The sequence below is a fragment of the Herbiconiux sp. VKM Ac-1786 genome (genome assembly GCF_015350805.1).
GTDB lineage: Bacteria > Actinomycetota > Actinomycetes > Actinomycetales > Microbacteriaceae > Herbiconiux.
On record NZ_JADKSG010000002.1, the window covers coordinates 1,534,809 to 1,550,374 of the forward strand.

12 protein-coding genes are annotated in these 15,566 nt (G+C 70.9%); 5 read left to right on the plus strand and 7 right to left on the minus strand.

All coding sequences use genetic code 11. From position 1 onward, the window contains the following. The first annotated feature begins 119 nt into the window (after positions 1–119). Genes rfbB through ITJ64_RS18290 form a run of 3 tightly spaced genes read left to right on the plus strand, consistent with a single transcriptional unit; the run spans position 120 to position 3,111 of the window. A complete protein-coding gene (gene rfbB / locus ITJ64_RS18280; RefSeq protein ID WP_194682079.1) occupies positions 120–1,106 on the plus strand; it encodes a dTDP-glucose 4,6-dehydratase in 987 nt (328 codons plus the stop codon). Between the two features lie 14 nt (positions 1,107–1,120). After that, entirely contained in the window at positions 1,121–1,972 is an 852-nt protein-coding gene (gene rfbD, locus ITJ64_RS18285; protein ID WP_194682080.1) for a dTDP-4-dehydrorhamnose reductase, read from the plus strand. Further along, positions 1,972–3,111, plus strand: a complete 1,140-nt coding sequence (locus ITJ64_RS18290; RefSeq protein ID WP_194682081.1) for a glycosyltransferase family 1 protein — start codon at positions 1,972–1,974, stop codon at positions 3,109–3,111. Before rfbD ends, ITJ64_RS18290 begins: the two co-directional genes overlap by 1 nt. A 34-nt stretch (positions 3,112–3,145) precedes the next feature. Here the strand turns inward: ITJ64_RS18290 and ITJ64_RS18295 are convergent, their stop codons facing one another. The 6 genes from ITJ64_RS18295 to ITJ64_RS18320 all read right to left on the minus strand — a co-directional run bounded on the left by ITJ64_RS18295 (position 3,146) and on the right by ITJ64_RS18320 (position 9,698). Further along, a complete protein-coding gene (locus tag ITJ64_RS18295; RefSeq protein ID WP_228508737.1) occupies positions 3,146–4,522 on the minus strand; it encodes an LCP family protein in 1,377 nt (458 codons plus the stop codon). 16 nt (positions 4,523–4,538) lie between these two features. Further along, positions 4,539–5,039: a 5-(carboxyamino)imidazole ribonucleotide mutase gene (gene purE / locus ITJ64_RS18300; protein ID WP_194682082.1), complete on the minus strand. Its 501-nt coding sequence runs from the start codon at positions 5,037–5,039 to the stop codon at positions 4,539–4,541. Positions 5,040–5,164: 125 nt separating this feature from the next. Continuing rightward, on the minus strand, positions 5,165–7,099 hold the full coding sequence (locus ITJ64_RS18305; RefSeq protein ID WP_194682083.1) for a cell wall-binding repeat-containing protein: 1,935 nt from the start codon (positions 7,097–7,099) through the stop codon (positions 5,165–5,167). Positions 7,100–7,130: 31 nt separating this feature from the next. Beyond that, on the minus strand, positions 7,131–8,246 hold the full coding sequence (locus ITJ64_RS18310; RefSeq protein ID WP_194682084.1) for a 5-(carboxyamino)imidazole ribonucleotide synthase: 1,116 nt from the start codon (positions 8,244–8,246) through the stop codon (positions 7,131–7,133). A 4-nt stretch (positions 8,247–8,250) separates the two neighbouring features. After that, the gene (locus tag ITJ64_RS18315; protein WP_194682085.1) at positions 8,251–8,799 is read right to left on the minus strand and encodes a PH domain-containing protein; all 549 of its coding nucleotides are present in this window, start codon (positions 8,797–8,799) and stop codon (positions 8,251–8,253) included. 29 nt (positions 8,800–8,828) lie between these two features. Continuing rightward, entirely contained in the window at positions 8,829–9,698 is an 870-nt protein-coding gene (locus tag ITJ64_RS18320; protein ID WP_194682086.1) for a biotin--[acetyl-CoA-carboxylase] ligase, read from the minus strand. A gap of 121 nt (positions 9,699–9,819) precedes the next feature. Between ITJ64_RS18320 and ITJ64_RS18325 the strand changes: the two genes are divergently transcribed. Beyond that, positions 9,820–11,391 carry an acyl-CoA carboxylase subunit beta gene (locus ITJ64_RS18325; RefSeq protein WP_173184404.1) on the plus strand — a complete coding sequence of 524 codons (1,572 nt, stop codon included), beginning with the start codon at positions 9,820–9,822 and terminating at the stop codon, positions 11,389–11,391. Next, the gene (locus tag ITJ64_RS18330; protein WP_194682087.1) at positions 11,388–13,013 is read left to right on the plus strand and encodes a M1 family aminopeptidase; all 1,626 of its coding nucleotides are present in this window, start codon (positions 11,388–11,390) and stop codon (positions 13,011–13,013) included. The genes ITJ64_RS18325 and ITJ64_RS18330 overlap by 4 nt, the downstream gene beginning before the upstream one ends. Positions 13,014–13,017: 4 nt before the next feature. Here ITJ64_RS18330 and ITJ64_RS18335 read toward each other — a convergent pair whose 3' ends face one another. Beyond that, a complete protein-coding gene (locus tag ITJ64_RS18335) occupies positions 13,018–15,540 on the minus strand; it encodes a phosphatidylglycerol lysyltransferase domain-containing protein (protein ID WP_194682088.1) in 2,523 nt (840 codons plus the stop codon). Positions 15,541–15,566: the final 26 nt, after the last annotated feature.

A 15,566-nucleotide genomic window follows, 5' to 3' on the forward strand; every position in this document is an offset into this window, starting at 1 on the left:
CAGGCCACTCTAGAGGCCCGAGCCGTCAGGAAGCCGAGCGACACCCGCCCCACTCCGGGGGCGGCTCCCGGCCCTCCCGTACAATCGGGAACGACCACATCTGAGGAGACCTCCCCACCATGAAGATTCTTGTCACCGGCGGAGCCGGATTCATCGGCTCCAACTTCGTCCGACGCACGCTCGAAGACGCCTACCCGGGCCTCGAAGGCGCCGAGGTCGTCGTGCTCGACGCCCTGACCTACTCGGGCAACCTCGACAACCTGCTGCCGGTGAAGGACAGCCCGCGGCTCACCTTCGTGAACGGCGACATCCGCAACGGCCAGCTGCTCGACGACCTGTTCCCCGGGCTCGACGCGGTCGTGCACTTCGCCGCCGAGTCGCACGTCGACCGCTCGGTGCGCGACGCCTCGATCTTCGTCGAGACCAACGTGCTCGGCACCCAGCAGCTGCTCGACGCCGCGCTCCGCAACAACCTCCCCCGCTTCGTGCACGTCTCCACCGACGAGGTCTACGGCTCGATCGCCGAGGGCTCGTGGGCCGAAGACCGCCCGCTCGAGCCGAACTCGCCCTACTCGGCCTCGAAGGCCGGCAGCGACCTGCTCGCCCGCTCGTACCACCGCACGCACGGCATGAACATCTCGATCACGCGCTGCTCGAACAACTACGGGCCGTACCACTTCCCCGAGAAGGTCATCCCGCTGTTCGTCACCAACCTGATCGACGACAAGCACGTGCCGCTGTATGGCGAGGGCAACAACATCCGGGACTGGCTGCACGTCGACGACCACACCCGCGGCATCGCGATGGTGCTCGTGAACGGCCGCGCCGGCGAGATCTACAACATCGGCGGCGGCACCGAGCTGACCAACAAGGAGCTCACGCAGCTGCTGCTCGACGCGACCGGCAAGGACTGGTCGTACGTCGACCGCGTCGCCGACCGCCTCGGCCACGACCTGCGCTACTCGGTCGACATCTCCAAGATCCGCGACGAGCTGGGCTACGAGCCGCAGGTGCCGTTCGAGCAGGGCCTGGCCGACGTGGTGCAGTGGTACCGCGACAACCGGCAGTGGTGGGAGCCCCTCAAGGCCCGCGCGGCCCTGAGCTGAGCGTCGCGCATCCGATGACTCGCTATCTCATCACCGGGGCGGCCGGGATGCTCGGCCGCGACCTGCAGGAGGCCCTCGCGGGCCGCGACGTCGTGGCGCTCACCCGTGCCGAGCTCGACATCACCGACCCCTCGGCCGTGGCCGCCGCGGTCGCGGGCGTCGACGTCGTGTTCAACTGCGCCGCCTACACCGCGGTCGACGCGGCCGAGACCGACGAGGAGGCCGCTCGGCTGGTGAACGCCGTCGGGCCCGCCACGCTCGCCTCGGCCACCCGGGCCACGGGCGCGAAGCTCGTGCAGATCTCGACCGACTACGTCTTCCAGGGCGACGCCACGTCGCCCTACGCCGAAGACGAGCCGCGCGACCCGCTGAACGCCTACGGCCGCACCAAGGCCGGCGGCGAGGAGGCGGTGCTCACGGGCAACCCCACCGGCGGCTACGTGGTGCGCACCGCCTGGCTGTACGGCCGGCACGGGGCGAACTTCCCGGCGACGATGCTCCGGCTCGGCCGCGAACGCGACAGCGTCTCGGTCGTGCACGACCAGGTCGGGCAGCCCACCTGGACCGCCGACCTGGCGCGCCAGCTGGTGCTCCTGGCCGACTCGGATGCTCCCGCCGGCGTCTACCACGGCACCAACTCCGGGCAGGGTTCGTGGTTCGACTTCGCCCAGGCGACCTTTCAGGAAGCCGGACTCGACCCTGATAAGGTCAAGCCCACGGACAGCTCGCAGTTTGTTCGTCCCGCCCCGCGTCCCGCGTACTCCGTGCTCGGGCACGACGCGTGGTCCCGAGCGGGATTGGAGCCCATGCGAGACTGGCGCACCGCGTTGCACGAGGCGGTGACCTCGGGGATTTTTGGAGAGTAATGGCCACGCTGCGGGTAGTCGTCGACCAGCTCGTGGCTCCGGTGCCGGGCGGCATCGGCCGGTACACGCTGGAGCTCACCCGGCAGCTGATCGCCACCGCTCCCCGCGACTGCGACGTCGAGGGCATCGTCTCGGCTGTTCCGCAGGCGACGGCCGATGCTCTTGCCGACCGCTTGCCCGGCTTGGCCGGTCTGCACCGCGCCACCCTGCCACGGCGTGAGCTCGCGGCGGCCTGGCAGCACGGCGTCATCGGCTCCTCGGGCTCGGGCATGGTGCATGCCACGAGCCTGATGGCGCCGCTGCGCAAGCACGACCGCCGTGCCGACGTCGGCACGCAGACGGCCGTCACGATCCACGACGTCGTGCCGTGGACGCATCCCGAGACCCTGACGCCCCGCGGCGTGAGCTGGCACCGGGCCATGGCCAAGCGGGCGGCGCGATACGCCGACGCGGTCGTCGTTCCGACGCATGCGGTGGCCGAGGAGCTCTCGAAGCACTTCCGCTTCGGCGACCGCATCCGGGTGATCGGCGGGGCCGTCAGCGACGAGCTGCGGCTGCCCGCGAACCCCGCTTCACGTGCTGTCGAGCTCGATCTGCCGGATGAGTACCTGCTCGCCGTCGGCACGCTCGAGCCGCGCAAGGGGCTCGCGGCGCTGATCGAGGCGCTCGCGCTGCCGGCCACCGGCTCGCTGCCGCTGCTGATCGCCGGGCCGTCGGGCTGGGGCGACGTCGACGTGGCCTCCGTCGCCGCGGCGGCCGGGGTCGATCCCGCCCGCGTGCGCGTGCTCGGCTTCCTCAGCGACACCGACCTCGCGCTCGTGCTCGAGCGCGCCACCGTCTTCGTCTATCCGAGCCTCGCCGAGGGATTCGGCCTGCCGCTGATCGAGGCGTTCGACTTCGGCACGCCCGTCATCCACGCCGACGTGCCGGCGCTGCTCGAGGTGGCCGACGGCTCGACGTTCGTCGTCACCCGCACGACCCCTGCGGAGTACCCGGCGCAGCTCGCGTCCGCCATCGCCGACGTCGTCTCCGACGCGGCGCTGCGCACCCGCCTCTCGATCTCGGGCCTCGACCGCGCCCGCGCCTTCTCCTGGCGCGACTCGGCCGACAAGGTCTGGCAGCTCCACGCCGACCTGTAACTGACCGCCCCGCCGCGCCGCCGCCCCTGTCGGGCTACTGGGCGGCGGTGTCAGAGGCCGTCGAGAGGACGAGGGCGTCCGCGACCGTCTGGTGGACGACGTCCCAGTCCGGGTCCTCGGGGTCGATCAGGGGCGGAGTCAGGTCGACGCGGTCGATCGGCAGCTCCTTCGTCTTCATCGCGAGGTCGATGAAGTACGACAGGGTCGACTGCGGAATGTCCGTCTGCACCACCTGGGTGCCCGCCTCCACGATGCCCTGGAACTTCGTCAGCACGTTCACCGGCTGGAACTGCTGCAGGATCGCCGTCTGCAGCTCGCCCTGCCGCTGCATCCGGTCGTAGTCGCTCGTGGTGTGCCGGGAGCGGGCGTACCAGAGGGCCGTGTAGCCGTCCATATGCTGCTGGCCCGGCCAGATCCAGCCCTCGACCTCGTTGCCCTCCTCGTCGCCGCCCATGGGCAGCTCCTCGGTGACGTTGATGTCGACGCCGCCGAGCGCGTCGATGAGGTCGGAGAAGCCCTGCATGTCGATCATCACGTAGTACTGGATCGTGATGCCCAGGGCACCCTCGATCGCGTCCTTCGTGGCCTCGACGCCGGGGTTCGAGCCCTCGGCCTCGGCGTTCGGGTACAGGTCCTGGTCGAAGGCCTCCACCCGCGGGTAGAGGAAGCTGATCTGGCAGTCGCTGCCGCAGTCGTAGCTGCCGTCGGGCGCGTACTCGCTGCCTACGAGCGGCGAGTCGGCGACGATCGGCACCTGCTGCAGGTCGCGCGGCACCCCGATCATGGTCGCCCGGCCCGTGTCGGCCTCGATCGAGACCACGGTCATACTGTCGGGCCGCATGCCGTCGCGGTCGGGCCCGGCGTCGCCACCGAGCAGCAGGATGTTGTACCGCCCGTCGACCGGAGGCTCGGCCGCGGCCTGCGCCGAGAACACCGAGTTCAGCCCGTCGGCGGCCACGTTCGCGTACCAGGCGCCGGCCGCCGCGACCCCGGAGGTCGCGACCAGCAGCAGCACCGAGAACGACGCCAGCCACGGCCGCGCCCGCTCCCCCACCCGCACGAAGCGCACGAGTCGCAGCGTGTCGAGGGTCAGCACGATCCACAGCACGGCGTACGCGACGAGCACCACCTGCACGAGCAGCAGCGGGATCGGGTTGGTCGCGATCGAGAAGATGACCTGCGGCCAGATGAGGTAGACCACGACGCCGACCACGGCGATCGCCCAGAGGCTGAGCGTGAAGTACAGCCCGAAGCGCCCCAGCTTGCGGTTGCCCGCGAGCACCTGCGCCGAGCCCGGGATGAGCACGTTGAGCACCACCAGCCACCACCCGCGGACGGTCATGGCCTTCGGCGAGGTGGTGTCCGGGTACCGGATCGGGCTGGCGGTCGTGCTGCCTGGCATCGTGGTCATAGGCGGGTCTGCGTTGTCATAGGCGGGTCTGGAGGTCTTCGTTCTTCTGCGCGACGAGCTGGGAGAGCCCGCTGCGGTAGCGGTCGAGGGCGTCGGCCAGCCCATCATCACCGGTCGAGAGAATGCTGACAGCGACGAGCGCGGCGTTCTTCGCCCCGCCGATCGAGACGGTGGCGACCGGGATGCCCGCCGGCATCTGCACGATGGACAGAAGTGAATCGAGACCGTCGAGGCGCGAGAGCGGCACGGGAACCCCGACGACCGGCAGTGTCGTGACGGCCGCGATCATCCCGGGCAGATGCGCCGCTCCGCCGGCGCCGGCGATGACGACCTTGAGGCCGCGCTCGCGCGCGCTCCGCCCGTACTCGATCATGGCCTCGGGCGTGCGGTGCGCCGAGACGACGCGCACCTCGTGCGGCACGCCGAAGTCCTTCAGCACCTGAACGGCGTCGCTCATGACGGAGAAGTCGGAGTCCGACCCCATGACGACGCCCACGACGGCTCTCTCTTCGGGCATGCCCCCATCGTACGGTCGCCCCCTCCGGCTTCTGCGGAACGGCGCGCTCGTGTGGCTCAATCCGCCCGCCGGCTCTCGAGCCGCATCACCCGCGTCCGGTGCGTGCCGGGCCCCATCCCGTCCGGTCAATCGGGCAGGAAGCTCTCGAGCTGGGTCTTCACCGTCTCGGATACAGCATTGGGCCCTCCCAACAGCACGATCCGGTACGGCGACAGCCGCGCCAGCTCGGCCGCGACCGGGGCCGGGATTCCGTCCTTCGTCACCAGCAGCACCGGGGCGCCACCGATGATAGCCGCGGGGCCACCCGCGAGCGCATCCGGGAACGCCTGACCCGACGCGACGTACACCGTGTACGTGTGCGGCCGGAACGACCGCTTCGACGCCGCCGCCGACACCGCGAACCGATCCGGCCCGTCGATCCGGATCACCGTCGCCTGCTTCGACACCTCCGCAACCACCGCGGCGCTCACCGCCTGCTCGCCGCCCAGCACGTACACGTACTGCGCCTTCAACCGCCCGATCTCTGCACCCACCGCCGCCGGCAGAGCGTTCTTCTGCGTCAGCAGCACGGGCCCCGCCTCGCGCCCCGCCAGCGGCGACGCCGACAAGGCATCCGGGAACGTCTCTCCCGACGCCAGATACGCGTAGGTCGCCCCGTCGGGGAACGCCTTCGCCGAGATAGCCGCGGATACCGCGAATCGATCCGGTCCCGCTATCCGGGCGACCGGCGCGATGGCGCCCAGCTGCGCCTCGACCTCGCTGCTCACCGCCGCAGTCCCGCCGAGCACGATGATGAGGTCGGGCCTCAGCCTCCGCAGTTCGGCAGAGGTCACGTCAGGCACCTCGCCCTTCCGCACCAGCAGAACCGGGCCTCCCTCCACACCGGCCGCAGCGCTCCCGCTCAGCGCATCGGCGAACCCCTCCCCCGACGCCACGTACGCCACCGGCGCCGCCCCCGACTCGAACGTGTCCCGCGACACCCCCGCCGCAACCGCGAACCGATCCGCACCCCCCACCCGATCCACCGCCGGCAACGGACTCACCCGCGCCTCGATCAACAGCACCCTCGACGACCGGGAGTTCTGAAGCCCGACCAGCCGGTGACTCGCCCGATCCACGACCATGTCGCCGAAGTAATCGACGGGCCCGGCACCGAGAGTGCCGAGGCTGTCACTTCGAAGTGCGACGATTCCGGCCGAGTTCTCGGCGGCGTTGACGACGTACACGACGTTCCGGCCGGGATCCCCGACGAGGTCGGACGCGGGGCTCGCGAACGATTCCGACCCGGCCGTCCGGATCATCGTCGCCGTGTCGAACATCTCGACCTGGAAGCCGATGGCCGCTCTGCCCGCCACCGCCAACTGCCCGTCGATGATCCGGACGAGCGACGGAGCCCGCTCGAGAGGCGTCCTGGTCCAGGAACCATCCGGCTTGATCACGTCGAGAGACGAGTCATCGGCGTTGGCGACGTACGCGACCTGCGTCGCCTGATCGACAGTGATGTCCCGGGGTCGAACCCCGGTGGCGAAACTCCGGTTCGAGCCGTCGTCCAGATCGACCACACTCACGTTGCTCGGCGACACGTTGGCGACGAAGACCCGGTGGGATCTCTCGTCCGCTGCGAGCGCAGTGGCCCCGCGACCCCCTGTCGCGACCCGGGACGCGATGCTCATCGACGCCGAGTCGACGACCACGAGTTCGTCAGCCCCGGAGCTGTTGTCCACCACGTAGACCTCGTGGGTGGTCTCATTGACCGTCAATCCATTGAGCCACCCGGCGGTCGTCCCGACGACGACCGTTCCGGCGGGAGTGAGCTTGCCTCCCGAGACGTCGTACGCCCGCACCATCCGGTTGCGGTTGTCGAGCACGAAAGCCTTCCGCGCGACGTTGTCGATCGCAAGACCGAACATCTCGTCCGAGCCGGGTTCGACCGTGTCGAGGACATCGAAGCGGGCGCTCGAGCGTGCGGCGGCGTCCGAGGCCGAGACAGAGGCTGCGCCGGCCGCCGAGAGCAGCGCCGCGACGACGGTGAACGTGAGGGCACGGAGGAGGGGCTTCATACCCCGATGCTAGCGCAGAAGTGAGGTTATGTCAGGAGTCGAACGCGGCGGCGGCCGCGCGGGCCTCGTACACGACCGAGTCGAGGTCCTCGCCCGAGACCGTGACGTGGCCGATCTTGCGGCCCGGCCGCGGCGACTTGCCGTAGAGGTGCAGCTTCGCCGTGGGCTGGGCCGCGGCGGCCACGCGCAGCGGGGTGTCGAGGTCGCCCGAGGCGGGCCCGCCGAGGATGTTGACCATCACCGACCACGGCGCCGTGTGCCCTGTGGCCCCGAACGGCAGGTCGAGCACCGCCCGCAGGTGCTGCTCGAACTGGCTGGTGGTCGAGCCGTCGATGGTCCAGTGGCCCGTGTTGTGCGGCCGCATGGCCAGTTCATTCACCAGGATGCGCTCGTCGACCGTCTCGAACAGCTCCACCGCGAGCACCCCCGTGACACCGAGCGACTCGGCGATCGTGGTGCCGATCTGCGCGGCCACGGCGGCGAGCCGCGGCGATCCGCCGGGCGCCGGGGCGAGCACCTCGGCGCACACCCCGTCCCGCTGGATCGACTCCACCACGGGCCACAGCGTCACGTCGCCCGAGGGCCGGCGCGCCACGAGCTGCGACAGCTCGCGTTTGAAGTCCACGAGCTCCTCGGCGAGAAGCGGGTCGTCGCCGAACCAGTCCGCGACCTCCGCCGCCGACGAGACGACGCGCACGCCCTTGCCGTCGTACCCGCCCCGAGCGGTCTTCACGACGGCCCGCCCACCGTTGGCGGCGATGAACGCGTCGAGCTCGGAGGCGTCGGCGACCGAGGCCCACGCCGGCACCGGCACACCCAGCGATGCGAGCTTGGCGCGCATGAGCAGCTTGTCCTGGGCGTACTGCAGAGCATCCGGCCCAGGATGAACGGCCACACCGGCCTCGACGAGCCCCCGCAGGACGGCCTGGGGCACGTGCTCGTGGTCGAAGGTCACCACGTCGACCGTGCGCGCGAACGAGAGCACCGTCGCGAGGTCGGTGTAGTCCCCGACCGCCGTGGCCGCCAGAGACGCCGACATCCCCTCGGTCTCGGCCAGCACCCGGATGTCGATCCCGAGCTCGATCGCCGGCGGGATCATCATCCGCGCGAGCTGTCCGCCACCGATCACACCCACACGAAGAGTCACGGATTCAGCCTAGCGGCGGCCCACCCGCGAACGGGCCCGGGTACGACCCCGGGAACGCCGGCAGCCGCGACGGCGGCGGCGTGTGCTCGGTCAGCTCGTCCAGCAGCGCCGCGATCAGCTTCGCCGACGGCACGTCGTGCAGCTCCAGCGTCAGCTCCGACCCCGACTCCACCAGCACGTTGCCGGTGGCGAACGCCGCCTGCACCGGATTCCGCCTGAGCCGCACCGCGCTCACCCGCGACAGCCAGAGGTCGTGCCGGTGGCGGTTCACGAGCCCGCGCCGCGCGATGATCCGCCGCGTCGTGATCGTGTACCGGTGCCCGAGCCAGGTGAGGAACGGCAGCAGCGTGCCGAGTACCACGACAGCCACCGCGCCCGCCAGCGCCGCCTGGTTCTGCCACTCCTCGGCGAACCGCCCGCCGAACCAGCCGTACGCCGTCGTCGTCGCGAACAGCAGCAGCACGGGCACCGTCAGCCGTCGCGCGTGCGGCCGCACCCGGGCGAGCACGAGCTCCCGAGGCGGCTCGACGTTCGTGGGATCGGGCCGGGACATTCGGCCATTGTCACCCGCCGAGGCCCCGATCAGCCGTCGCGGAGCCGGAGGTGCGTCACATCGCCCGCCGCGACCACCAGCGGCGTGCCGTCGTCGGCGTCGACCACGAGCCGCCCGTCGTCGTCGATCGCGCGGGCCGTCCCGGTGTGCACGAGGCCGCCGGGCAGCTCCACCCGCACGGCCCGCCCGAGTGTCGCCGAGGTCGCGGCGAGCTCGTCGAGCAGCCCCGAGTCGCGCGCCGACCCACCCGCGTCCGACCAGGCCCCGAACAGCGCGGACAGCTCGCGCAGGTACGCCGAGAGCACCGCATCGACCCCCACCGACGCGACCGCAGCCCCCGCGAGCGACAGCGACGTCGCCGTCGGCACCGGCAGCTCGTCGGCGGCCAGCGTCAGGTTGATGCCCGCCCCGATCACGAGGCCCCGAGCATCCGGCAGCAGTTCACCCAGGATGCCCGACACCTTCAGTGACCCGATCAGCACGTCGTTCGGCCATTTCAGGGCGACCGGATGCCCGGGCAGCACCGCCCCGGGCACCACCGCCCCGGGCACCACCGATCCGGGCACCACCGATCCGGGCACCACCGCCCCGGCGAGAACCGCTTCGACCGCCCGCCGCACCGCGGCCCCCGCGAGCAGCGGCAGCGTGCCCCAGAGCGCCGTGTCGACGCGGGGCCGCAGCAGCACCGACACGGCGAGCGCCTTCCCGGCCGGAGCCGACCAGCTGCGCCCGAGCCGCCCCCGCCCGCTCACCTGGTCGTCGGTCGCCACCACGGAGAACGCCGGCCACGCCGCGGCCGAGGGCCCGGAGCCGGCGAGCACCAGCACCTCGTTCGTCGACCCCGCCCTCGGCATCCATTCCAGGCGCGGGACGAGGGCACGGGAGAGCGGCAGATCCATCCCCCCAAGCTACGGCCTGCCACCGACAACCCGGGTTTCTGTAGCTTTCGTCAACCGAAGAGCGATAGGGCTGGCCGGTAGAGTGAACCGCGTGAGTGAAGACCTGACGACGCAGCCCGATATGTACACCACGGCGGGCAAGCTGGCCGACCTGAAGAACCGCTATCACGAGGCCGTGACGGCGAGCGGCGAGGCGGCGATCGAGAAGCAGCACAAGCGCGGCAAGAAGACGGCGCGCGAGCGCATCGAGCAGCTGCTCGACCACGGCTCCTTCGTCGAGATCGACGAGTTCGTGCGGCACCGCACCCACGCCTTCGGCATGGAGAAGTCCCGCCCCTACGGTGACGCGGTCGTCACCGGAACGGGCACGATCCACGGCCGCCAGGTCGCGGTCTACGCACAGGACTTCACGATCTTCGGCGGCTCCCTCGGCGAGGTGGCCGGCGAGAAGATCATCAAGGTGATGGATCTCGCGCTGAAGACCGGCGTGCCGATCATCGGCATGCTCGACTCGGGCGGCGCGCGCATCCAGGAGGGTGTCGTGGCCCTCGGCAAGTACGGCGAGATCTTCCGCCGCAACACGGCGGCCTCGGGCGTCATCCCGCAGATCTCGATCATCATGGGCCCGGCGGCCGGCGGCGCGGTCTACTCCCCCGCCCTCACCGACTTCGTGATCATGGTCGACAAGACCAGCCAGATGTTCGTCACCGGCCCCGACGTGATCAAGACGGTCACCGGCGAAGACGTGGGCATGGAGGAGCTCGGCGGCGCGCTCACCCACAACAGCATCTCGGGCGTCTCGCACTACCTCGCGAGCGACGAGGACGACGCGCTCGACTACGCCCGCGCCCTGCTCAGCTTCCTGCCCCAGAACAACCTGGCCGAGCTGCCCGAGTACGACAGCACCCCCGAGCTCGAGATCACGGATGCGGACCGCAAGCTCAACACCCTCATCCCCGACTCGCCGAACCAGCCCTACGACGTGCACACCGTCATCGAGCACCTCGTCGACGACGGCGAGTTCCTCGAGACGCAGCCGCTCTACGCCCCCAACATCGTCGTGGGCTTCGCCCGCATCGAGGGCCGTTCGGTCGGCATCGTGGCGAACCAGCCGAACTCGATGGCCGGCACCCTGAACATCGAGGCCGGCGAGAAGGCCTCCCGCTTCGTGCGCTTCTGCGACGCGTTCTCGATCCCGATCCTGACGCTGGTCGACGTGCCCGGCTACCTCCCCGGCACCGACCAGGAGTGGACGGGCGTCATCCGCCGCGGCGCGAAGCTGCTCTACGCCTACGCCGAGGCGACCGTGCCGCTCGTCACCGTCATCCTCCGCAAGGCCTACGGCGGCGCGTACATCGTGATGGGCTCCAAGCAGCTCGGCGCCGACATCAACCTGGCCTGGCCGACGGCCGAGATCGCCGTCATGGGCGGTCAGGGCGCGGTGAACATCCTGTACCGCGGTGAGATCAAGCGGGCCGAGGAGGCCGGCGAGGACGTCGCGGCGGTGCGCACGAAGCTCGCGAACGAGTACACCTACAACGTGGCGTCGCCGTTCCTCGCGGCCGAGCGCGGCGAGCTCGACGGCGTGATCGAGCCGGCCGCCACCCGCGTCTCGGTGATCAAGGCGCTGCGGGCACTGAAGACCAAGCGCGCGAGCCTGCCCCCGAAGAAGCACGGCAACATCCCGCTGTGATCCGGCGCGGGCCGCTCGGGGTCGTCGTCGCGGCGACGCTCGGCTCCGTGCTGCTCGCGGGCTGCGTGGCGGGGCCCGAGGGTGAGAACGACCGGGCCACCGACGCGGCGACGGTCGACGGATTCTCGGCCGGCGCCGAAGGCATCGGCGACCCCTACTTCCCGCTCGACGGAAACGGCGGCTACGACGTCGCCCGCTACGACCTCGACCTCGGCTACGAGCCCCGGACCGGGGAGCTGTCGGGCTCGGCGACCATCGCCGCCACCGCGACGCAGAACCTGTCGGCGTTCGACCTCGACCTCGACGACCTCGAGGTGCGGGAGGTCACCGTCGACGGCGTCGACGCGGCCTGGACGAGGCGCAGCACCGAGATCAGCGCCCTGACCGGACGGCCGCTGGAGGCGGGGAGCGACGACCCGGTGGTGACCCCGGGCCGATCCGAGCTCACGGTGACCCCGGCGACCGGCATCGCCGACGGCGACACCTTCGAGGTGAGCGTGCGCTATGCGGGGGTGCCCGAGACGATCGACGACGGCTTCGGCGAGGCGGGCGTCTTCACGAGCGGCACGGGCGACGACCGCGAGCTGCTCGTGGCCGGGCAGCCGCGCTCGGCCGCGACCTGGTTCCCGGCGAACGACCACCCCTCGGACAAGGCGACCTTCGCCATCCGCGTCTCGGTGCCCGACGGGCTCACCGCGGTCTCGAACGGGCGCCTGGCGTCGGCCGAGAGCACGGGCGGTCGCACCGTCTGGTCGTGGCAGCTCGACGAGCCGATGGCGCCCTACCTCGCCACCCTCGCCGTGGGCGACTTCGAGTTGACCACGACGACCGTCGACGGCATCGACTACTGGAACGCCGTCGACCGCGACCTCTTCGACCGCGCGATCGACACCGACGCCGAGGCCGAGGCCGACGCCGAGGCCGCCGACGGCAGCGCCACCGACGCACCAGGCACCGACGCCGCCGCAGCCCCCACCTACGGCGCCGTCGCCACCGCCCAGTTCGCCCGCCAGCCCGAGATCGTCGCCTTCCTCGCCGACCGCTTCGGCCCCTACCCCTTCGCCCAGGCCGGCGGCATCGCGGGCGACCAGCCCGAGCTGGAGTTCGCGCTCGAGAACCAGACCCGCCCGGTCTACCCCACCTGGGCCTGGGAGGACCCCGACGACCTCGCCCTCCTCGTGCACGAGTACGCGCACCAGTGGTTCGGCGACAGCGTCACCATCGAGCGCTGGAGCGACCTCTGGCTGAACGAGAGCTTCGCGACCTACGCCGAGTGGCTCTGGGCCGAGCACACGGGCGGTCCGACCCCGGCGATGCAGGCGGATGCTCTCGCCGAGCGATCGCCCGACGACCCCTTCTGGTCGGTGACCGTGTCCGACCCCGGCCCGGCCGAGCTGTTCGACGACGCCGTCTACCAGCGCGGCGCGATGACCCTCGAGGCGCTGCGCGAGCGGGTGGGCGACGAGACGTTCTTCGCGATCGCGCGCGGCTGGGCATCCGACAACGCCGGAGGCACCGTCAGCACCGCCGACTTCATCGCCCACGCCGAGGAGGTCTCGGGCGAAGACCTCGACTATTTCTTCGCGCAGTGGATCGACACCCCGGAGAAGCCCCGGTCGTAGACACCTACCGCCGCGGCACCAGCGTGCGCACCAGCGCCACCGTCTCCTTGGCGCTCATCGACGGCAGGTACGCCCGCCCGATCGCCCCGCCGATCGACGGCAGCCCGAGCGGGTCGGGGTAGGCCATGTAGATCGTCGAGTACGTCGGGTTGAACTTCGATTTGAACTTGAACAGCGACGAGAAGCCGTAGGCGGGCTCGAGCGTGCGGGCGAGGAAGTCGCTCAGCTCGGTCATCACGGTCGGCGCAGGCGCCTCCGAGCCCTTGGGCACCGGAGCCTGGGCGAGCGGCGCCCCCGAGAGCGAGAGCACCTCGACCCCGAGCTCCTTCATGTGCAGCGCGGCCGAGGCGATCAGGAACTCCATGGTGCCGCCCATCGACTGGTCGGCGCGGCGCATGAAGTCGAGCGTGTAGCCCACGGCGCGGCCCTCGCGATACACGGGCAGCCAGCTCGTGACGGCGGCGATCCGCCCCTCGGCGTCGAGCGCGAGCATCAGGGCGACGTCGGGGTCCTTGATCTCCTCGAGGGCGCCGAGCGTGAAGCCCATCTCGGGCAGCTCCTTCTCCGACACCCAGGCCTCGGAGATCGCGTTGATCTGCGAGACGTAGCTGCGGCTGAGCTCGTCGTAGGTGGTCCAGAGCGTCGTCATGCCCTCGCGGGTGCCCCGGTTCAGCGAGGAGCGCACGTTCTGCCAGGCCTTGCCCGTCATCTCGAGCGTCTGCGGGTGCATCAGCGTCTCCTCGCCGACGGACATGTGCTGCCACTCCATCTCGTCGAAGGCCGGCAGGAACTGCTCGTGCACGCTGTAGAACACCGGGGTCCAGCTGCGCGAGTCGCAGAACGCCACGAAGTCGCGCACCACGTCGCGCTCGGTGCCGGGCAGGCAGACCGGGTCGCTCATCGTGATGGCGACGTCGTTGATCACGCGGTAGGCGACCGCGGCGTCGCCGGTGGCGTTGAACCAGTAGACGTTGCCCGGCCAGGTCGTCATCCAGCCGAGCGTGCCGCCGCCCCCGCGGCGGAGCAGGGCCCGGAGGCGCTGGTGGTCGCCGACGTTCACGCGCTGCTCGGTGGAGGCGATCAACCGGAGCGATGCGATCGTGAACACCGCCCAGAACGCCGGACCGATCCACTGGAACAGGAACGAGGCGACCCCGGCCGCGGGCACGAGCACCTCGCCCGTCACCCCCACCAGCGTCACCGGCAGGAAGCGCCGCGGCAGGTCGAACCAGAGGTCGACCACCGAGGTGTCGTCGGGCGTGAACGAGCCGAGGCTGAAGCCACCCACCACGAGGTAGGCCAGGGCGAGCACGACCCCGCTGCCGGCCACCACGACCGCGAAGCGGATCAGCGCCTCGCGCGGCGCCTTCAGCGCGAAGCGGCGGCGGTTCACGAACAGCAGCACGGCGACCGCGAGCGGCACGACGACCGTCGACCCGCCCCAGACGATGTACTCGCCCACGTCGATCGCCTGCAGCGGCGTGTCGTCGACGGCGGCGTTCTGGCCGTCGGCGAGGGTCAGGATGAGGCCGAGGAACACGAAGGCCAGCACGATCATGGCCAGGTTCGTCACGATGCCGAGCCACAGCGCGAAGCGCCGGCCCTTGCGGAGCCCCCAGGCCGAGACCAGCAGCAGCGCGAGCGGCACGAAGGTCTGCACGATCGGCCCCAGCCCGCCGAGCGCGGCCAGCCGCTTCACGTCGTCGCAGACGTCGGTGTTGGCGGTGGAGCAGAAGTCGTCGATGCCCGAGGCGGTCGGGAAGATGTCGCCGTAGAAGCTGCCGGCGAGGCCGAACGCCCCGCTGCCGTTCGGGTCGAGCCAGGACACCAGCGGGCCGACGGCCGTGATCAGCACGACGGCCGCGATCAGCACGCGCACCTCGCCGAACGAGCTCTTCAGCCACACCATCCGGCGGTTGCGGCCCGAGACGTAGTGGCCGATCACGAGGCCGGCGATGCCCGCGATCAGCCGGTAGACCGTCGAGGTGTCGCCGACGTAGAGCGTGAACATCACCAGGAAGCCGATCGAGACGAGCCGCACCCGGCGCCGCCAGAGCGGCCCCATCAGCGAGCTCGACGCGAGAAGTGCGCCGATGATCGGGGTCAGCGGGTCGATGGTCAGGTCGTAGCTCGTGCCGTCGGCCCACCACTCGCCGGCGAGCGAGCCGACCCACTGCAGCAGCACGCTGAGCGAGACGCCGATCAGGCCGGTGACGAGGAAGACGGGCACGAGCCGGCGCGGGCCGAGCAGCCGTTCGGCCACGCCGAGCAGGGTGAGCGAGGCCAGGATGCCCGCGACGAGCTGGAACGGATCCCACGGGATGAACAGGGCGGTCGCGATGGTCCACCAGTGGCCCATGTCGATCACGGTCGTGACACCGGCCGCCCAGGTGTCTTCCGTGACCTCCGACGGCGGGCCGAAGAAGGTGCCCGCGACGAGCGCGGTGACGAGGATCAGGGCGGCGAAGCCGATGCTGAACGGGATCGTGGCGAGGTACCGCCCGAGGAAGGTGAGTGCCTTGCGCATCAGCGTCGATAACCCTTTCGTGGTCC